This window comes from Mesorhizobium sp. B2-4-14, from assembly GCF_006442155.1.
Lineage (GTDB): Bacteria > Pseudomonadota > Alphaproteobacteria > Rhizobiales > Rhizobiaceae > Mesorhizobium.
This window is the reverse complement of the sequence record NZ_VFVA01000002.1, coordinates 119,256-139,404: the sequence shown is the minus strand read 5'-3', so window position 1 is coordinate 139,404 and position 20,149 is coordinate 119,256. Positions and strand designations below refer to the sequence as shown.

Here is a 20,149-nt window from a genome sequence, read left to right as displayed (position 1 = left end):
CTGTTCGGGAACGTGAACCATGAACTCGAAAGTGCAAAGCCTGAAAGCCTTTCTCGGCAGCACCGGCCGGCTTGCCCTGGTCGAGGTGGCCGGGACAAGAGGCTCGACGCCGCGTGAGAAGGGCGCCTTCATGCTCGTCTCGGCGTCGGCGATCTTTGGCACGATCGGCGGCGGCCAGCTTGAATATATGGCGATCGACAGGGCACGGCAGATGGTTGGGTCTTCACCCTCCCCCTTGTGGGGAGGGTCGGCCGGCAAGGCCGGCGGGGGTGGGGGCGCAGCGTCCGGAGAACCCCCGCCCCGGACGACTGCGTCGTCCGACCCTCCCCACAAGGGGGAGGGTAAAGGAACCCGCATCGAAGTCGACGAAGTCTGCGCCACGCTGGATGTGCCGCTGGGGCCAGAAATCGGCCAATGCTGCGGCGGGCGCGTGGAGGTGCTGATCCGGCTGGTCGATGCCGCACTCGCCGCCGAATTGGTGGCGGCCGCCGAAGCCGAGGAGGCGCATCTGCCGCATGTCTATATCTTCGGTGGCGGCCATGTCGGCCAGGCGCTGGCGTCGACGGTAGCGCTTCTTCCCGTCCACGGCGTCGTCATCGAGACACGCGCCGAGGCGCTGGAAGGCATGCCGGAAACCGTCGAGACGCGGCTGACCCCAATGCCCGAGGCCGAGGTGCGCAACGCCCCAGCCGGCACCGCCTTCGCCATCCTCACCCATGACCATGCGCTCGATTTCCTGATCGTCGCCGAAGCGTTGAAACGTGACGACGCGGCCTATGTTGGCATGATCGGCTCGAAGACCAAGAAGGCGACGTTCAGGAACTGGTTCCTGAAGTCGGCCGACGGCAGCGAAGCGGAATTTGCCCGCCTCGTCTCGCCGATCGGCGGCGATGCCGTCAAGGACAAGCGCCCGGCCGTCATCGCCGCACTTGCGGCCGCCGAGATCATGACGGCGCTGGTCGTGCACGGGGCGGCCTCAAGTGCCAACCATCCCCATGACAGGGTGATGGCGAGCTAAGCTTGCGCGCTAAGCCGGCCGTTTCAAGCCGAGATGTTCACGCAGCGTGCGGCCCTCATAGTCCCGGCGAAACAGGCCGCGCCGCTGCAGCTCCGGTACGACCAGCGTGGCAAAGGCGTCGAGTTCGCCGGGGAAGTAGGACGGCATCACGTTGAAGCCGTCGGCGGCACCGCCTTCGAACCGCGCCTGCAACTCGTTGGCGACCTGCGCCGCCGTGCCGACGACGCGCCAATGGCCGCGTGCGCCGGCGAAGTGGCGGGCAAGCTGGCGGATGGAGAGCCCGTCGCGGCGCGACTGCTCGACGACCAGCGCCTGCCGGCTTTTCATGCCCTCGCTCTCCGGCAGCTGGGGCAGCGGCCCGTCGATCGGATAGCGCCATAGATCGGAGATGCTGAGATAGCTGGACAGCAGCGCCACGCCGACATCGTCGGGGATCAGTTCCTGCAATTCCTCATGTTTCTCCCGGGCTTCGGCCTCGGTTTCCGCCACCACCGGCGCCACGCCGGGCATGATCTTGATGTCGTCCGGCTCACGCCCATAGGCCGCCACGCGCCCCTTGAGGTCGTCATAAAAGGCCTTGGCTTCCTCGAAGGTCTGTGCCGCGGTGAACACGACGTCGGCGGTGCGGGCGGCAAGGTCGCGGCCGACATCCGAGGCGCCAGCCTGGACCATGACCGGCGCACCTTGCGGCGAGCGCGGCAGGTCGAGCGGATCGCGCACCGAAAAGCTCTGGCCGTCGTGAGCGGAAGCCTTGCCGCTCCAAAGACCGGTAACCACGTCTGCGAACTCGCGCGCCCGCTCATAGCGGTCTGCATGGGGCCTGAGGCCCGTCGAGCCGAAATTGGCGGCTTCGATCGGGCTGGCCGAGGTGACCAGGTTCCAGCCGGCCCGGCCGCCGCTCAGATGGTCGAGCGACAGGAAGGTCCGTGCCAGGCCGTAGGGCTCGTTGTAACTTGTTGAGGCCGTCGAAACGAGGCCGATGCGGCTGGTCTGGACGGCGAGCGCCGAGAGCAGGCTGATCGGCTCGAAGCCGATCGACCGCGACGTCTGGCTGGCGATGTTGACATTGGCCTCGCGCAGGCCGGCGGCATCCTCGCAGAAGATCATGTCGAACTTGGCCGCCTCGGCCGTGCGCGCCAATCGGATATAATGGTCGATGTCGATGCCGGCCGTCACATGCGCCTTGGGGTGGCGCCAGGCGGCGATGTAATGGCCCGTCGCCCAGAGGAAGGCGCCGAGCTTCATCTGGCGGGACGCGGTCATTGCTCACCTCCGCCGGCAAGCCCAAGATGCGAGCGCAAGGTTGTTCCACGATAGCCCCCTCGAACGAGGCCGCACCGCCGCAACTCCGGCACGACACGATCGACGAAATCGTCGAGCGCCGGACCCCGCGCCGGCATCAGGATGTTGAACCCGTCGCAACTCCTTGACTGGAACCGTTCCTCCAGCCTGTCGGCGATGGCGTCAGGTCCACCACCGGCGGCGAGCGAGACATTCATCAGCACCCGCACGGCGTCCGGATCGCGCCCGGCGGCCATGACGCGGCGCTTCAGATCGTCAAGGCGTGCTTTCGCGCCTCCTGCCGGCCCGTCGTCCAGCAGGATGACATCGGCGGTGCGGGCAGCGACATCCATGTCGGGCTCCGAAAGGTCGGACAGCACCAGCACCGGCATGTCCTGCGGCGAGCGCGCGACATTCAACGGACCGCGCACCGAGAAGAACTCACCTTTGTGGTCGAGCAGGTGCATCTTGTCCGGATCGTGGAAGCGGCCGCCGCTCTTGTCGAACAGCAGCGCGTCCGGATCCCAGCCCTGCCACAGGCCCTGCACGATGCCGATGAATTCCTCCGCACGGCGTCGAAAATCCTCGTCCGAAAATCCTTCGGGCCTGCTGAAGTTGGCGGCCTCGCGTGGTGACTGCGCCACGGTCGCGTTCCAGCCAGTGCGGCCGTGGCTGATGATGTCGAGCGACGCAAAACGGCGCGCCAGATTGTAAGGCTGGTGGGCAATTGTCGAGGCCCTGGCGACCAGGCCGATCCTACTGGTTACAGTTGCCAGTGCCGCCAAGAGTGTCGTCGCCTCGAACGAACTGCTAGAATGGGCACTGCCAGGGGCGGAATCGACGATAATGGCCATGTCCAGGCCCGCCTCTTCCGCCTTGCGGGCAAGGCCGGCAACAAGGCCGAAGTCCGGCGTTGACATGGATGTGAGATCGAGTGAAACGGCGAGATGCATCGTCGTGGTGTTGCCCATCGGCTGCTCGTATCTCATCCAAGGTGCGGATTGCCCGGGTCAAACCGCGCAGAGGACGAAACTAAGTTTGTCCTCTGGCAAGGCAAGCCCTTCGGGTGGGCCAGTGGGCGGTCACTCGCCGGCCAGCTCTACTTCCCGGCGAGGATATCCTTGATCAGCCGCTGGCAGCGCTCCGCCATGAAGTCGAGCAACAGCCGCACCTTCGGGTCTTGCAGCTTCTTGTGCGGATAGACGGCGGCGAATTGCACCGGCGTCGGTGGCGTGTTGGCGAGGATCACCTTCAGCCGCCGGTCGCGGATGAACGGCTCGACCTCGAAGCGCGGCTTGTTGATGATGCCGCGCCCGGACAGTGCCCAGCCGGTCAGCACGTCGCCATCATCGGTGTCGTAGGGCCCGTGCACCTCGAATTTCTGCGGCCCGGTCGGGGTCTGTAAGGTCCAGACATATTCGCGCGCGCCGGAATAACGCAGCATCAGGCAGTCGTGCTTGCGGCCGATCAGTTCCTGCGGCTCCGCCGGCTCACCGCGCGCCTCCAGATATTTGGGCGCGGCCACCAGCACGCGTTCGCAGTCCATGATGCCGCGCATCCGCAGGCTGGAATCCTCGATGATGCCAAGCCGGAAGGCGACGTCGATGCCTTCCTTCATGATGTCGACATTGTGGTCGGAGAGCCTGAGCCGCACCTCGATATCAGGATATTTGTCGTGGAAATCGGGAATCCCCGAAGCCACCAGCCTGCGCCCGAGGCCGAGCGGCGCCGTCACCTTGATGGTGCCGCGTGGCTGGCCGGACAGCGCCGAGACGGCGGCCTCCGCCTCGGTGATCGCCTCCAGCACCTGCTTGGCCCCGGCATAAAACACCGTGCCATGCTCGGTCGGCATCAATTGCCGTGTGGTGCGGTTGAACAGCCGCACGCCAAGATGCTTCTCCAGTTCCTTGATGCGGTTGGAGGCGACCGCCGGCGAAATGCGCATGTCGCGGCCCGCCGCCGACAGGTTGCCGAGTTCGACGACGCGAACGAAGACGGCGATGTTGTCGAGATAGGCCATGCGGTTCCGTGGCTTTCATGGGCTGCGTATAGCCAACCCTAGTATTTTCCATTTTTTTTTGAAAGTCATCGCACACCTCGCCTCTTTTCGTTTGCGCGCCACACCGTAAAGTCACCCGATCGGCAGGGACGACTTCAATGATGGATTTCGCGATTTTCTGGGACTGGCTGAGCTTCGCCGTGCGCTGGCTGCATGTCATCACCGCCATCGCCTGGATTGGCTCGTCATTCTATTTCGTCGCGCTCGATCTCGGGCTGCGCCAGCGTCCGGGCATGCCCGTCGGCGCCTTCGGCGAGGAATGGCAGGTGCATGGCGGCGGCTTCTACCACATCCAGAAATATCTGGTGGCGCCGGCCGAGATGCCGGAGCACCTGACCTGGTTCAAATGGGAATCCTACGCCACCTGGCTCTCAGGTTTTGCCATGCTGTGTGTGGTCTATTACGCCGGCGCCGACCTGTTCCTGATCGATCCCAATGTGCTGCCCATGTCGGTGCCTACAGGCATCCTGCTGTCGATGGCAACGATCGGCGTCGGCTGGGTGGTCTATGATCTCCTGTGCCGCTCGCCGCTCGGCAAAAGCGACACCGGCCTGATGCTGGTTCTCTACTGCGTGCTGGTGTTCATCGCCTGGGGGCTGACGCACCTGTTCACCGGACGCGCCGCTTTCCTGCATCTGGGCGCCATCACCGCGACGATCATGTCGGCCAACGTCTTCATGGTCATTATCCCCAACCAGAAGATCGTCGTCGCCGACCTCATCGCCGGCCGCAAGCCAGACCCCAAATATGGCAAGATCGCCAAGCAGCGCTCGCTTCACAACAACTACCTGACGCTGCCGGTGCTGTTCCTGATGCTGTCGAACCACTATCCCCTGGCGTTCGGCACGCAGTTCAACTGGGTCATCGCCTCGCTGGTGTTCATCATCGGCGTCTTGATCCGGCACTATTTCAACACCGTTCACAAGCGTGCCGGCAACCCGCACTGGACCTGGCTCGGCGCCCTCGTCCTGTTCATGGTCATCATCTGGCTGTCGACCGTGCCGAAGGTGCTGACCGGCGAGCCGAAGGCTTCCGCCTCGGCCGAAGTCTATATCGCCTCCGCGCACTTCCCGGCCGTGCGCGACACTGTGCTCGGCCGTTGCTCGATGTGCCATGCGGCCGAGCCCGTCTACGAAGGTATCTACCATGCCCCCAAGGGCGTAATGCTGGACACCGATGCCAACATCGCCAATCACGCCCGCGAGATCTATCTGCAGGCCGGCCGCAGCCACGCCATGCCGCCCGCCAATGTCAGCCAGATATCGGACAAGGAACGGGCGTTGCTGGTGGCCTGGTTCGAAGGCGCAGGGAAATAAGCATGACCTCGACACTTCTGCGCGGCCGCACGCTGTCCTTCGTGCGCTGGCCCGAAACCATCGACGATCATTCCGCCTGGCGCTACGAGGAGGATGGCGGCCTGCTGATAAGCGACGGCATGATCGTCGCTGCCGGCGCCTATGCCGATGTCGAGAAGCATGCCGGTGAGGGGACAACAAAGATCGATCACCGGCCGCATCTGCTGCTGCCGGGCTTCATCGATACGCACGTGCATTTCCCGCAGATGCAGATCATCGCTTCCTACGGCGCCGAACTGCTCGACTGGCTGAACACCTACACCTTCCCGGAAGAGACGAAATTCGCCAATGCGCAGCATGGCCGCCGCATCGCGCGGCTGTTCCTTGACGAGACGGTCCGCCACGGCACGACAACGGTGGTCGCCTACTGCTCGGTGCACAAGGCCTCCGCCGAAGCCTTCTTCGCCGAGTCGCATGCGCGCGACATGCTCAACATCGCTGGCAAGGTGATGATGGACCGCAACGCGCCCGAGGGCGTGCTCGATACGGCGCAATCAGGCTATGACGACAGCAAGGCGTTGATCGCGGAGTGGCACGGCAAGGGGCGTCAGCACTATGCCATCACGCCCCGCTTCGCCATCACCTCCTCGCCGGAGCAGATGGAGATGGCTGGAGCCTTGTGCCGGGAATATCCCGGCCTGCACATGCAGACGCATCTGTCGGAAAATCATGCCGAGATCGCCTTCACCCAACAGCTCTACCCCTGGTCGCGCGACTACACCGACGTCTACGAACATTATGGGCTGCTGGGCAAAAAGAGCCTGTTCGGTCACTGCATCCATCTGGGGGAACGTGAGGCCGATGCGCTTTCGGATAGCGGTTCGGTGGCGGTGTTCTGCCCGACCTCGAACCTGTTCCTCGGTTCCGGCCTGTTCGACTATCAGCGCTACCGCCGTCGCGAGAAACCGTTGCGGATCGCGGCGGCCACCGATGTCGGCGGCGGTACCAACTATTCCATGCTGCGAACCATGGACGAAGGCTACAAGGTGATCGCGCTGAACGGCGAGAAGCTGAACCCGTTCCAGTCCTTCTGGCAGATAACGCGCGGCAATGCCGAGGCGCTGTCGATGGCGGAAAAGATCGGCACGCTGGATGAAAGCACCGACGCCGATATCGTCGTGCTCGACGCCAGGGCAACACCCGCGATGCGGCTCAGGATGGAAACGGTGGAGACACTGGCGCAGGAACTGTTTCTGCTGCAGACGCTGGGTGACGACCGTGCGGTGCGCGAGGTCTATGTCGCGGGGCGGCCCGCCAAGAGTGACCTGGCGAATTAGAGGCCTACGGTGCGTTCCTTGCTTGACCCGGCGGCAGCCATCGGTCAAAGCGTGCGGCGAAGTTGACAGGGGAACGACATGGCCGTTGCTGACGACATCGCTCTGATCAAGAGACAGGAAGAGACCCTTGTCTTTGCCGCCTTCGATGAAGCCGTTGCCTTCAAGATCGGCTCGGCCATCCGGGACCGGGCTCTCGCCGAAAACCTGCCCATCATCGTGGATATCAGGCTGTGGGGCCGGCCGCTGTTCTATGCGGCAATGCCCGGTTCCAACGCCTCCAATCCCGACTGGGCGCGGCGCAAGATCAATGTCGTCAAACGGTTCCTGCGAAGCACCTACCGCATGGTGCTGGAACAGCAGCGCCCGGACCGCACCTTCAAGGTCGGTGAGGGGCTGGCTATCTCGGACTACGTCTTGGCCGGCGGCGGCTTTCCCGTCACGGTCAAGGGCGCCGGCGTCATTGGCGTGATCGCCGTCTCCGGACTGCCGGAGCGCGAGGATCATGGCGTGGTGGTCGACGCGCTGTGCAATCACCTGGGCATCGAAACAAGCGAGCTTGCTCTGTCGCCGGAAACAAATTCGTGACGTTGACGCCGCCCCTCATCCGCCTGCCGGCATCTTCTTCCCGTTTAGGGACGGGGAGAAGGGACTTTGCCGCAACGCCGGCAACCCCCACTCCCCGTTCTTCACGTGGAGAGGGTAAGGGTGAGGGGCGGCGCCAACTTTTCAGAAGTTCGCCAACCGCACATGGCGGCCAGATATGACCGTGCTCGATCCGAAAACCTTCCTCACCTCGATCTTCAAGGCGGCCGTCGCCGCCGCCGACCCGGAGAAGACCATCAGGCATCATTTGCCGGCTAGACCCAAGGGCCGAACCATCGTCATCGGCGCGGGGAAAGGCTCGGCGCAGATGGCGGCGGCCTTCGAAAAGGTGTGGGACGGGCCGATCGAAGGGCTGGTCGTCACCCGCTACGGCTATGGCGCCAAATGCGAGCGCATCGAGATCATCGAGGCGGCGCATCCTGTGCCGGATGCCGCTGGCCTCGAAGCGTCGCGGCGCTTGCTCGCAAAGGTCCACGGCCTCACGGCGGACGATCTGGTCGTGGCGCTGATTTCCGGCGGCGGCTCGGCACTGCTGCCGTCTCCGGCCGAGGGCTTGACACTGGCCGATGAGATAGCCGTCAACGAGGCGCTGCTCGCGTCCGGGGCGCCGATCGCGGCGATGAACACCATCCGCAAGCATGTCTCCACCATCAAGGGTGGCCGGCTGGCCGCAGCCGCCTGGCCGGCCAGGGTGGTGTCGCTGGTTGTCTCCGACATTCCCGGTGACAATCCGGCACTTGTCGCGTCCGGCCCGACCGTGCCGGACACCGGCAGCCGCGAAGATGCGCTGGCGTCGATCTCGGCCTATGGTATGAACCTGCCGGCGGCGGTGATGGCCCACATCAGTTCGCCGGCCGCCGATGCGCCAGATCCCCACGATCAGCGCTTTTCGCGCAATGAAGTGCATCTGATCGCCTCGGCTGGCGTGTCACTGGAAGCAGCTGCGGCGGAAGCCTGGCGCCAAGGCGTCGAAGCCGTCATCCTTTCCGATGCCATCGAGGGCGAGGCACGTGAGATCGGCGGTGTTCACGCGGCCATCGCTCGCGAAGTGGCGACGCGCGACCGGCCGTTCAAGAAGCCAGTGCTGATCCTGTCGGGCGGCGAAACCACCGTGACATTGCGGGCAAAGGGCAAGGGCGGCCGCAACTCGGAATTCCTGCTCGCCTTCGCCCTCGGCATCAGCGGCGTGGAAGGCATCCATGCGCTGGCCGCCGACACGGACGGCATCGATGGCTCGGAAAACAACGCCGGCGCTTTCGCCGACGGCTCAACCGTGTCACGCATGCGCGCGGCCGGCGTCGACGCCAAGGCGATGCTGGCGGGTAACAACGCCTGGACGGCCTTCAATGCCGTCGGCGATCTTTTCGCGCCTGGCCCAACCGGTACGAACGTCAATGATTTGAGGGCGATCCTCGTCCGTTGACGGCAGGGCCTCCGACGTCGTCATCCTAGGGCGAAGTAGGAGCGAAGCTCCGTCGCGAAGACCCTAGAGCGTCGGGCGAATAGGGTGAATCGTTGGGATTCCCTTTTCGACTGAAGTCTGATTCCTATGGATGCGGAGGTGCACCATGGGCAAAGCGGTTTCGCAGGATTTGAGGCTTCGACTTGTTCGCGGCATTGCCGAGGGCAAGTCGCGGCGGGCAGTTGCGGCGCAGTTTGAGGTGGCGCCTTCGACGGCGGTACGCGTTCAGGCACGCTATGCGGCGACTGGTTCCGTCGAACCGGCCCGTCAGGGGCGTCCTGCCGGGTCTGGCAAACTCGGCCCGTATCGTCAGGCCATTGTCGACAAAGTGATGGCCAGGCCGGACATCACGATGCCTGAGCTTGGCGCGTGGCTTGAAGACGAGCACGGCGTCAGGGCGGACCCGTCGAACCTGTCGAAGTTGCTGTGCCGGGAGGGGTTTACGTATAAAAAAAGCCCTGCTGGCGTCGGAGCAAGAACGGCCCGACGTGAGAGCGGCGCGGCGTGAGTGGCGCGACCATCATCAGCCTCTGATGCGCGCCGTGCCGGCGCGGATCGTCTTCATCGACGAAACGAGCGTGAAGACCAACATGACCCCGTTGCGCGGGCGCAGCCTGCGCGGCAAGAGGCTCCTCGCCGATGCGCCCTTCGGCAAATGGCATACCCAGACCTTCATCGCCGGCCTGCGTTGCCATGAACTGGTGGCCCCCTGGATCATCGAGGGAGCCATCGACGGGGCGGCGTTCGATGCCTATGTCGAAACCCAGCTCGCACCGGCTCTCGGGCGCGGCGACATCGTTATTCTGGACAATCTCAATGTCCACAAAAGTCCGCGCGCCGCAGAGGCACTCAAACAGCGCGGCGCCAGGTTCCTCTTCCTGCCCAAATATTCGCCGGACCTCAACCCGATCGAGATGGCCTTCGCAAAACTCAAAACCCTGTTGCGAAAGGCCAAAGCGCGCACCTACGACGATCTCGTCCGCGCCGTCGGAAGCATCTGCGCCATGTTCGATCCAACCGAATGCTGGAACTATCTCAAACAGGCAGGCTACGTTGCATGTTAATCGCCCGATGCTCTAGCCTGGCCCAGGCGTATCCTGGATTGAATTGAGCAGGGTCGCTATTGCCTGCTTGTATTTTTCGAACTCCGGCGATGTCTGCCTGAGTTCGGTCGTGGTCGTCGCCGGCTGGCTTACATCCGTCAAAACGCGCGGCGCTTTCTGTCCCATCTTCCGTTCGGCCCAGTCAACGACATAGCTGGCGGTCTTGCCGATGAGAAACGGGTTGGCCTCGATCACGGCCGAGCCCAGAACGGCGCTCAATTGCGACGAGCCGGGCGCGGCCAGCACCTGGTGCGCTCCCTCCATGCCAAGGAAGTGGCAGAGGTAAAGGCGTCCTGCCGTTATCTGGTGGCCGCGGGCGCGCAGATAGGCCTCGCCTTCGCGCGCGAGGTTACGCACCATCTCGCGCGACAAAGTCAAGTCATAGCGAAGCGCGAGCAGGTCAGCGGTCGAGAGCGAACGGGCAAGATCGGGACGATAGGTGTTCATCATCCGGATCCAGGTCTTGGTGATGAACTGGCCGGCGCCGGTTGCTGACGAGTTGGGGTTCTTGGCACGGGCGCTGCCGCCGCTTTCGACATGCACGATCCGGTCGGTTAGCGTCTCGACGGCAGAATCGCCAGAGCTGCCGGCCCCGCCGGGATTGGCGGAATCAGCGCTGGCAACCGTGGTGACCGTCCCGAGGGGATCGATCGCTTCGCCGTTCTGATAAAGCTCGAAATGCAGATGCGGTCCGGTCGAGAGCCCGGTGGTGCCAATATAGCCGATGACGTCGCCGGCCCTCACTTTGGTGCCGACGCCGCTGGCTATGGCAAATTTCTGCATGTGCGCGTAGCGCGTCTCGCGCCCGTTTGAATGGGCGATCTTGACCAGATTGCCATAGCTGCCGCCATCGCCCTGGAAACTGATCTCGCCGTCAAAGGCGGCCAGGATCGGCGTGCCGATTGGAGCCGCCCAGTCGACGCCATTGTGGATTCTAACCGTGCCGAGGATCGGATGCTTACGGGGGCCGAAGGTCGACGTCATCACCCCGCTCACCGGCGTGACCATGCCGTTGATGACGGTCAGCGAACGAACCTGATCATCGCCGGTCACGCAGGCATACTGACCGTCGCTTTGCTGGAAGACGAAGCAGTCGAGGTTCTTGTCCTTACCCAGGACGCCGACGTAAAGCACCCGTCCGGAGATATCGCCCTGGCCGCGCGGTGTCTGCGAGTAGATCAGCACCAAGCGCTGGTCCTCGCTGGCGAAAGCGTCCAGATCCTGTCCTCTCGACAGATATATGATCGCTTCGCCGATCACGCTGGTCGGCACCTTGTTGCGCGCCGCGGTCGAGTAGATTGCGTCGAGCAGGCGATACTGCCGCTTGGGCCCGCCCTGATCCGAGGCACCGGAATAGTTGAAGAGGTCTTCGCGGACCCAGGGGTCGACGCCTGAAACGAAGGCGCCGGCCGCATTGCGCGTCAGCGTACCGACATAGACGTTCCTTGCGTAGACGGAGACCTGCATCAGCGACATGGTCGTCGTCTCGCGGTTCGGCCGGAAACCGCGCAACGCGACCACAAAACCGGGTTCGAGTCCGTCGCGGTTGAACAGCGCTTTCAGCGCCTCGCCCGCAAGCCTGGCATCGTCCGCGGAGAAATGGGCGTCGAGCACCACGCCATCCAGGCTGCGGTCGTTGAGGATTTTCACGAAAGTATCCTCCGTGGCCTCGAAGCGCTGATATTCGCTGATGACGGTCTCGACGGTGGTGTTGTTCTCGATCGCGGTTTTCTTGAAGGCGGGGAGCGCTGCCTCGCCTTGGTCGATGGTCTCGCCCCAGCCGGCCTCAGGATCGTCTGCGTCGGCTTTGGGTGCGGAACTGGCGGGGATCTCGCCCCCTTCCGGCGGCGCCTGCAGGTCGTTCGCCAGATCGCTTCGTTCATCGTTGGGCGCCACGGCAGGTGCGGGCGAAGTCGGTTGCTGATCGTCCGGTGCTGCGGCGGAAGGCTTCGGAGCAGCCTGCCGCTGCGCCTGGAAAAAGGCAAAATCCTCCTGCGTTGAGGGGATCGTCGTCATGAATTTCTCGCTGGTGCTCAGCATCACGTCAGACAGAATCTCGATTTGCGGCGAAGCCCCGGAAGTGTCGAGTTCGGCCGGGCGCGCAACCGTATGGCCCTTCGAGGCGGTGTCGGCATCGGGCGCCAGCGTGATCCACATCGGGTCGCCAGCAAGGTCGATGATGGCCGGCACATAGACCGAGGCGTCGGGCGGCACGTCTTCCATACCTTCGACGGGATGCAGGTCTTCATCCTCGTCGCCGAACGACCAGTCATCCTTGGTCAGATAGAAGCCGGTCGCGATCGCGATGATGGTGAGCGCAGCAATGCCGGCAAGAAAGCGGCGCCAAAATTTGCGTCTGCGCTCGCTCTGGCGCGCCAGCTTCTTCTGTTTGAAGCTCGTGTCGATGCTGTGCGTCACGGGCTGTTTCCGGTCAGAAAATAGGTCCAGCGCACCTGCTCAAGGGTATCGACCTCGACGAAACGCGCCGCGATATGACCTCGCTGCCAGCACTCTTCGATGCCACGGATAGAGAAGCGGCGCCGATCGACACACATCTCAGTCGATCCGTCGAGGATCGCATGGCCGAACACATCGGTCGCGTACAGGTAGATGTACCGGTTGGTCAGCTCCTCGCGGATGACGTTCACGCACTGGTTGGCGCCGATGGTCCACCAGCCGTCGGTCTGGTCGGCATTGTCGACCTTCTGTCCAACGGCGAGATTGACGACATCGAGCGTCTGGTTGCAGACGGTGAATTCGGCGTGCGCGCTGTTGGTCGAGAGGATAAAGAGCAGCGCCGCGCCGAACAGCGCGGAAAATGCCACGCGGGCGGAGAAGCCCAGCAAGAATCGAAACCAGTCTATGCGCGTCAAAGCCTGGCAAAATGAATGCAGGTAGCGAGGGTCCATCGGCGTTTCATATCTATCCGCCGAGCCGGAAATACTTGGCGGTGGCGGAAAACTGCGAACCGTCGGCCTCGATCTCCCCGAGGATCTTTGGCAAAAGCTCGGAGGCCGGTGTCGGTATCGAGAACATTGCCGCCTGAATATCCCGCGGCCCGGTGATCACCAGCATGATCTGCGGCAGGGCCTTTCCGGCCGCCTTGTCGGCGGCGCCTAGACCGATCGGGATGCTGAAGGTCGCCTTGTCGGTTTGCGCCACCATGCGGTCATCGAGGTTGAAGGCGATGCCCCTGTGGTCGATCAGCATGACGTTGGAAACGAGCCCGCCATGCGTTACCAGCGCGCCGGTGATCGGCGCGCCATCCGCCACCGACGTCCGGTCGAGAACGAGCTCAGGCCTTTCCACCTGGTTCCGGTCGAGGAAGCGCAGAAAGTTGGTCACTTCACACTGGGGCTGCTCGATGAGACGGACGCTGATGTCCGGCTCGAGATGAAACTTCGTCTTAAAATCATTGAGCATCTGCTCGAAGGGCTGCACGGCTGTTGCAAAGCCTTCGATAGCGGCGGCGCTGTCTGTTGCCGATGTCAGCGACGCGTAAAAACAGTCGCCGCCGCTGAAGTCGCGCACCCATGAAGCGCGTTGCACCGTCTCGTCGGCCGCTTTCGCCGGCGGAACCGCCGGCTTGGGCATATTGATCGCGACTTCGGTATTTCCGGGCTGCGTGGTCACCGGCGGCCGCGGCTGCCGGGATGGCTGTGCTGTCGGTGCCGGGTCTGGCGGCGCGGTTGATGGCGTCGGCTGGCTGGCGGTCGGGGGCGGGGCCGCCGGTTTTGCCGGCGGACTAGTCGGCTGCGCCGGTAACGGGCTCTCCGAAGTCGGCGGCGAGGAAGCCTTAGGCTTGGCCAAATTGGAAAGCATGTCGACGAGATCCGTTGCGCTGGGTTTTATCGTCGGCGGGTTTGCACTTTCCCCAGCCTTCGGCACTGACACGGGTGGCGTCTGGGCAGGCTTGATCTCGACCGGTGGCAGTTGCGCCTGATTGTTGTTGGCCGTGAATTCGGGCTGGGCCGCCGGGGCCGGCTTCCCTACGGGCGGCGCGACAGGCTCCTGCTTGTCGGTGGTCGGCGGCTGGGCGGCCGGCGCCTGCTCGGCGGGCTGCTGTGGTTCTGTTGCCGGCGACACCTCCGGCCTGGGGGTCGCTACGGGGGTTTCGGTGGGCTTGGCTGGCTCCGGTTTCTGCTCGGCCGCCGCGTCCGCCTGGTTCTCAGCCGGTATTGGGGACTTCACCTGTGCATCCGGTAGGGCAGGTGGCTTCATTGTCTCGACAGGGGCAGCGTTGTCAGCTTTTGACGGCTCTGGCTGAGGCTGTATCGGTGATTGCGGCTGAGGTTTCGATGTTTCCGGCTGCGGCGTTTGGGCCACCGGCTTGGGGGCCTCCACAGCGGGTTCGGGCACCGGCTTCGGCCTCTCTTCGGCCGGCGGGGGCGCAAGAATCCCACTGAAGTAAAAACCGCCCCCCAACAGGAGTGCCAGCGTCAGCAGGCCGCCAGCGATAGCCGGCATCCGCGACGATCTTCGCGGCGCAGCCGGCTTGGGCGCGCTGGCCGGCGCGGGCGCTGGCGCGGGCCTTGGTTGCGACAGATGCGCCGGCCGCACATGTTCGACGAAGCGCTGTTCGCCCGGAGACGCCGAAGGCTGGGGCCTGGACTCGGACAGCGCCGTCCAGCCGGCGCGCGGCAAGCCCGAGCGTTCACGCGAACCATATGATGCCGGCGGCAATGTCACGTCGACATCCTCGCTACGCGTTGCCCTGGCGATCTCGGCCATGCTGGCCGGCCGATCGCGCGGATCCGGCTGCAGCATCGCGCCGATGAGCTCGTGGAAATCGGGATCGATGTCGGACAGGTCCGGCACGGCCCGGCGTTTCTCGATGACCTCGTACTGCGTGCCGCTCATATCGAGCGGCTTTCCGCGCAATGCGGCGGCGAGCACCAGTCCGAGGCTATAGATATCGGACTGCTCGCTAACCTCACCGCCATAGAGGCCGAGCTGTTCCGGCGAAACGTAATTGTATTTGCCAGCGAACTTCCCGCCGATCAGCGTTTCACCGCCCGCGGCCGCCGACCGGGCGATGCCGAAATCGATGATCTTGGCACGTTCCACCCGCCCGCCAGGCAGGATGATGTTGTCCGGCGAGAGATCGCGGTGGACCGCGCCCGCCTGGTGCACCGCGGCAAGCCCCGACGTCAGGCGATGGCAAAGCCGACGCACTTCCTCCCCCGGCATCGGTCCGCGACGCATTATGTCGAATAGGGATTGGCCGTCCACGAACTCCATCGCGAGATAGGGCCGGCCAATCCTCGGATCTATGGTGAAGACGTGATAGCGCACCACCGCGTCATGCGACAGATGGTTGAGGATCGAGGCTTCCTTGCGGAACAGCGACAGGATCGTCTGGTCGCGGGCGAATTCAGGCAATACGATCTTGATCGCCACATGGTCGCCGGTTTGGATGTTGTGGCCGCGATAGACTTCTCCCATGCCGCCGGATGCGATCCTCTCGTCGAGTTCGTAAATGCCGCTGAGCTGCGTGCCGACGCCAGCATAGGTGACGTCCGTCAATATCCGGGTCTTGTCGTCGTCGCTCATCTCGCCAGGCTCTCCACTCCGGGCCGATCCGAATGGGGCGCATCGTTGCGCCCGCCACCGATCTTCACGAGTACGATGGTCACATTGTCGGTTCCGCCACGCGCCAGCACAGTCTCCAGCAGATGCCGGCACGCCGCCTGCGGTGTTGCGGATCTCACCGCGGCTTCGATCTCGGCATCGCTGACATGCGCCGTCAGTCCGTCGGTGCTCAGAACGAAAACATCCCCCGGCATCAGCTCGCCCTGCTGGAAATCGATCTCGAGCTCATCGCTGACGCCGACGGCATGGGTGATGACATGGCGGCCCGGCCAGGTAAGTGCTTCCTCAGCGCTGATCATGCCGCGGTCCAGCAGTTCCTGGACCTCGGTGTGATCCTTCGAGACCTGAAGGATCACGCCGTTGCGGACCAGATAAATGCGGCTGTCGCCGGCCCACAGGCCGGCGAACCGTCCGTCCATGGCAAGCAAGGCCGCGAAGGTGGAGCCGATGGTGATGCCGCGGGATCGAGAGATGTTGCGGATCTCGGAATTGGCGCGGCTCATCCGGTCTTCGAAGCGCGCGCGAAGGTCCGGCGCCGAGCTCGCGATGCCGATCGTCGCCAGATGATCGACGATGCTGGCCGATGCGACCTCGCCGGCCTCGTGCCCGCCCATGCCATCGGCCACCACCCAGAGACCGGTCTGCGGCTCTATCAGGTAATTGTCCTCGTTGTGGTCGCGCACGCAGCCCTTATGGCTCACGCCGAAGCTTTCGATGGGAAGGACGGCAGTGCTCAATTTGCCACCAAGCGCTCGCGAGCGTCCTCTGCGACCAAGCATGGGCAGCGCGCCCACGCTACTTTGCCACAAGCGCATAGATTAGAGTACCAAAATGAAGGCTGAAGCTGGCAGTGCGCTGGAACACAGGCATGTCAGAACGCCTTCGGACAGCTGAAGCTGGACAGGGCCGGCAGCAGGAAGGGATTGGTCCCCGGTCCGGCCTGGATCGTGTAAGCGACATCTCGTCCGCCGATCACGAAGCGGGCTTCGGTGTTGGCGCCATTGGCGGTGATGGTCGCCTTGTCCAACAGACGCTTCAAGGCCCACGGTCCCTCGAATTTAAGAGCGGAGTCGCGGCCTGGCATCTCCGGCAGCAGGGTGAGACTGGCGGAAGCTGAGGCCGTGCTGTTCGGCCACGTCACTGTGCCTGGCGCGTTCCCCGTCTGGCTGCTCTGGACGGTCTGGCCGTCAATATCGAGAACCGCGTTGTCCGCGTCGCCATTCAGCGAAAAAGGCGTGATGGTGATCGAAACCGACGGCACCGAGCCGCCGGAAGGGAAGAAGGCGCTGCGGATTTCGGCGGCCGACTCAAATGATTTCAAGGTCGACTTCGCCAGGTCGCGGCTGGTGCGGGCATCCTGTCTCCAGGTCCATTCCTGGCCGGTCATGTCGATCAGCGGCGCAAGGTTCTGCGCGAAGAAGCGGTCCATCAGCCCGCCCGGCGCGAAAAGCTTGGCGAAATCCGCTATCGATATCTCTTCCGTGCCGTCGCTGGCGAAGGGATAGCGACCGTTGACCACCTGCTCGCAGACTTGTGTGACCGTCTGGTCGAGATTCTTGTTGAGGTTGGCCACCGAGGCTTCGGCGACATTGCCCTCAAACTCGTCCGCTGCCGCGTTGATCATGTGCGCAAGCGGCTTCGGAAGGCGCGAGACATTGGCGCGCAGCGTGGAGATCTGCAGCTGCAGGTTGGCGTTGAAGCGTTCGGTCTGTGAAGGGACATCGGCGGACAGCTTCAGGCTTTGAAAGATGTCGCGGAAATTCCGCGTCAACGCATCGAGCGGCCGCCGTCCGCTGGCGCCGCTGACTAGGGACTGGAAGGATCGAAACTGTGCCTCGACGCTCGCGCCGGCATTCTGCGCAACAGCCGACCCAGAGCCGGCACGGCTCTGTGACTTGCCGCCGGCGATCTGCAGGCCGATGCGTGCGAGACCCTTGGCCATGCTGGCGGGGTCCTCCCGTGCCGCGCTGCTCTCGCCTTCGGCCATGGTGTCCTCCTTCGTCAATGCGGTCTCATCGGCGACCGCCGTGAAGAGCTGATCGAGAGGCGAGTCCGGCGCGGCGAGGGCGGAAAGCGCCAGGTATTGAGGCCTGTCCTTGAGCAACGCCTTGAACTTCAGCTGGTCGAGTACACCGTTCCATGCGGAGGAGAATTCCTTGCTATAGCGGTCGATCAGTTCGGGACCGAGCTTGGGCAGGTCCTGGTCGATGCCGCCCTGTTCGCCGCCGCCACCAAGCACCCACTGGTCGTTGACGAGCATCTGCGCGATGCGCGAGAGTTGCGGCAGGAAGAAGCGGTTGAAGCCGGCGCGCGTGTAAAGCCCGGGAACATTGAGATCAGCGAGGTCGCTGCCATCCACGCGTTCGAACAGGAGCTGCGCCTCAGGGCCGGCTTTCGCTTCGACGGAAAAGTTCTCCAGTCTTGCGGCGTAGATCGCCGACTTGATCAGCGCCGAAGCGCGGTCGGCAAGGCTCATGCGCCCAAGCGAGCGTTGCGCGGCTTCGATCAGCGGCTGGTTGAGTTCGAAGGCGGGATCATAGGCGTCGTCGAGTGCAAGCATTGCGCGCAGATGCTTTTCGAGCTGTGCGCGGCCCTGGCGGTTGTTCTCGCCGGGATAGCGGTTCTCTTCCCAATCCTGCCTCATCCAGGAAACGATCAGCTCTTCATCGACCTTGGGAGCCTTGCCGCCCAGCATCAGGTAGATCTTCAGCGGCTCGTAGAGCGCGATAGGATCGGCCATCCTGGCTTGGATGGTCCGCTCCGCCTGCACCAGGAGCCGGGAGCGGAATGTCCGCTCGAGCGCTTGCCGATAGGCAGCCCTGGAGGCCGACAGCAGCCTCTCGCGCTGGCTAAGCCCGAACGTCTCCTCGATCGGCTTTCCCTGATCGCCATTCTCGTACCCGGCCGGCAGGTTGCGCAGCTGGTCGAGCGGGCCGATGACGTTTTCCAGGTCGACGTCGGTCACCGTCGTGCTCTTGAGCAGCGAATCCGCGCTGTCGCGATAGTGCGCCATGGCCTGCCTGGTGGAGGCGATCAGAGATTTGTTGGCAAAGAAGCTGAGGCCGAGCACGCCGAGCGCCGCCAGGGCGGCCAGCGCAATCGCGGCGAGGCCACCAAGCCTAGCAAGCCTGGCGCGCCGTTCGGCCGTCCGGTCGAAGGATACCCAGCCCGATTCCGCGAAGATCACATTGGTCAGGAGATCGTGCAGGAAGAAGCTCTTGCCGGTGCCGGAAAGATGCGCCTGCGAGGCACTGCCGAAGCTGCGGCCGATTGTGCCCAGCACCTGGTCGAACGGTGTTCCTTCCTGAGTACCGGAGGAGAAATAGAGACCCCGCAGGCTGACATTCACCCGCAATCGAGAGGCATCGAACAAACTGCCGATGAAATGCGTTATCCGGTTCCTGAGTGCGCCAAACTGCGCCGGGAAGCCGAATATGGCTATGCGCGCCACAGGGTCGGCCTCTTCCTGCAGGCGATCGACAACTTCTTCTGCCAAGCGCTTCGCCAGCCCGTCGAATTCGGCCGGTGCCTCGCCGGCCATGTTCCTTGTGCGATCAGCGGTCTGGAACGTCGCGCCCCACACCTTGCGCCTGCGCGCCTCGTCGAATTCACCGAAATAATCCATGAAGCCGGAGACGAGATCGGCTTTGGTGAAAAGCAGATAGACGGGAAACTGGATATTCAGCACCTCGTGCAATTCGCGCAGGCGGTTTCTTATCTCGGCGACATGCGCCTCGATTTGCTGGTCGTCGAGACCAATGAGATCAGCGAGGCTGATGGCGAGGATCACGCCGTTGATCGGTTGCCTGGTGCGGTTCTTCTTGAGCAATCCGAGGAAAGCAAGCCAGCTTGCCTTGTCGCGCTCGCGGTCCGATTCCTGCGTCGTGTAGCGGCCGGCCGTGTCGATCAGCACCGCCTCATCGGTAAACCACCAATCGCATGACCGCGTGCCGCCGACGCCGGCCACCGGCTGGGCATTGCCGGAGCCCGCAAGCGGAAATTTCAGCCCGGAATTGACCAGGGCCGTTGTCTTGCCGGCGCCTGGCGGGCCGATGATGATGTACCAGGGAATATCATAGAGGAAGTTGCGCTTGCCGCTCGTCCGCTTCAGCGTCGCGATGGCTTCGCTCATGCGCGCTTCGAGCGCCTGTGAATCGTCGTTCCGCTCGTCTCCGCGCACAATGGCCGTTTCGAGCGCCTTTTGCGCCTTGCGCCTTTGCCAGAAGCGAATGCCATAGAACAGCGCCAGCACCGCAATGGTGACGCCGATGATCACTGCCCTGAGCCAGATGGATCCAAGCGGGTGGGTATCGGCGAAGCGGATCAGCGGTCCGGCATACCAGACGGCGGCCGAGTAGCCGGCCAAGGCAAGCATACTGAATATCCGCAGCGCCCAGCG

Annotated in this window: 14 protein-coding genes; 6 read left to right on the top strand and 8 right to left on the bottom strand. The window is 63.8% G+C overall.

Features of this window, described 5'->3' with window-relative positions:
- Positions 1-19 precede the first annotated feature (19 nt).
- On the top strand, positions 20-1,018 hold the full coding sequence (xdhC, locus tag FJ938_RS02350) for a xanthine dehydrogenase accessory protein XdhC (protein WP_140690791.1): 999 nt from the start codon (positions 20-22) through the stop codon (positions 1,016-1,018).
- Between the two features lie 9 nt (positions 1,019-1,027).
- On the opposite strand, the gene FJ938_RS02345 is transcribed toward xdhC, so the two are convergent.
- The 3 genes from FJ938_RS02345 to FJ938_RS02335 form a co-directional block, all read right to left on the bottom strand.
- Positions 1,028-2,281 carry an LLM class flavin-dependent oxidoreductase gene (locus tag FJ938_RS02345; RefSeq protein ID WP_140690789.1) on the bottom strand — a complete coding sequence of 418 codons (1,254 nt, stop codon included), beginning with the start codon at positions 2,279-2,281 and terminating at the stop codon, positions 1,028-1,030.
- Positions 2,278-3,270 carry an LLM class flavin-dependent oxidoreductase gene (locus tag FJ938_RS02340; protein ID WP_140690786.1) on the bottom strand — a complete coding sequence of 331 codons (993 nt, stop codon included), beginning with the start codon at positions 3,268-3,270 and terminating at the stop codon, positions 2,278-2,280. The genes FJ938_RS02345 and FJ938_RS02340 overlap by 4 nt, the downstream gene beginning before the upstream one ends.
- A gap of 128 nt (positions 3,271-3,398) precedes the next feature.
- Entirely contained in the window at positions 3,399-4,319 is a 921-nt protein-coding gene (locus FJ938_RS02335; protein ID WP_140606729.1) for a LysR family transcriptional regulator, read from the bottom strand.
- A gap of 137 nt (positions 4,320-4,456) precedes the next feature.
- Between FJ938_RS02335 and FJ938_RS02330 the strand changes: the two genes are divergently transcribed.
- From FJ938_RS02330 to FJ938_RS02310, 5 genes are all read left to right on the top strand, one after another.
- Complete coding sequence (locus FJ938_RS02330; RefSeq protein WP_140690784.1) at positions 4,457-5,674, top strand: urate hydroxylase PuuD; 1,218 nt, start codon at positions 4,457-4,459, stop codon at positions 5,672-5,674.
- Positions 5,675-5,676: 2 nt separating this feature from the next.
- The gene (gene guaD, locus FJ938_RS02325; RefSeq protein ID WP_140690782.1) at positions 5,677-6,990 is read left to right on the top strand and encodes a guanine deaminase; all 1,314 of its coding nucleotides are present in this window, start codon (positions 5,677-5,679) and stop codon (positions 6,988-6,990) included.
- Between the two features lie 78 nt (positions 6,991-7,068).
- On the top strand, positions 7,069-7,575 hold the full coding sequence (locus FJ938_RS02320) for a heme-degrading domain-containing protein (protein ID WP_140690780.1): 507 nt from the start codon (positions 7,069-7,071) through the stop codon (positions 7,573-7,575).
- A 175-nt stretch (positions 7,576-7,750) separates the two neighbouring features.
- Positions 7,751-9,016, top strand: a complete 1,266-nt coding sequence (locus tag FJ938_RS02315) for a glycerate kinase (protein WP_140690778.1) — start codon at positions 7,751-7,753, stop codon at positions 9,014-9,016.
- A gap of 145 nt (positions 9,017-9,161) precedes the next feature.
- Positions 9,162-10,119 (top strand): IS630 family transposase gene (locus tag FJ938_RS02310; protein ID WP_140690776.1). Its coding sequence is split into 2 segments (ribosomal slippage): positions 9,162-9,512 and positions 9,514-10,119, totalling 957 coding nucleotides; the frame shifts between segments, so codons are not numbered across the junction.
- Between the two features lie 12 nt (positions 10,120-10,131).
- Here FJ938_RS02310 and FJ938_RS02305 read toward each other — a convergent pair.
- The 5 genes from FJ938_RS02305 to tssM form a co-directional block, all read right to left on the bottom strand.
- Positions 10,132-12,576 carry a M23 family metallopeptidase gene (locus tag FJ938_RS02305; RefSeq protein ID WP_140608433.1) on the bottom strand — a complete coding sequence of 815 codons (2,445 nt, stop codon included), beginning with the start codon at positions 12,574-12,576 and terminating at the stop codon, positions 10,132-10,134.
- Positions 12,573-13,067 carry a DUF1036 domain-containing protein gene (locus FJ938_RS02300; RefSeq protein WP_181165553.1) on the bottom strand — a complete coding sequence of 165 codons (495 nt, stop codon included), beginning with the start codon at positions 13,065-13,067 and terminating at the stop codon, positions 12,573-12,575. The genes FJ938_RS02305 and FJ938_RS02300 overlap by 4 nt, the downstream gene beginning before the upstream one ends.
- 13 nt (positions 13,068-13,080) lie before the next feature.
- On the bottom strand, positions 13,081-15,711 hold the full coding sequence (locus tag FJ938_RS02295; protein ID WP_140690774.1) for a serine/threonine-protein kinase: 2,631 nt from the start codon (positions 15,709-15,711) through the stop codon (positions 13,081-13,083).
- Positions 15,708-16,487 carry a PP2C family serine/threonine-protein phosphatase gene (locus FJ938_RS02290; RefSeq protein WP_140690772.1) on the bottom strand — a complete coding sequence of 260 codons (780 nt, stop codon included), beginning with the start codon at positions 16,485-16,487 and terminating at the stop codon, positions 15,708-15,710. Before FJ938_RS02290 ends, FJ938_RS02295 begins: the two co-directional genes overlap by 4 nt.
- 134 nt (positions 16,488-16,621) lie before the next feature.
- Positions 16,622-20,125: a type VI secretion system membrane subunit TssM gene (gene tssM, locus FJ938_RS02285; RefSeq protein WP_246673155.1), complete on the bottom strand. Its 3,504-nt coding sequence runs from the start codon at positions 20,123-20,125 to the stop codon at positions 16,622-16,624.
- Positions 20,126-20,149 lie beyond the last annotated feature (24 nt).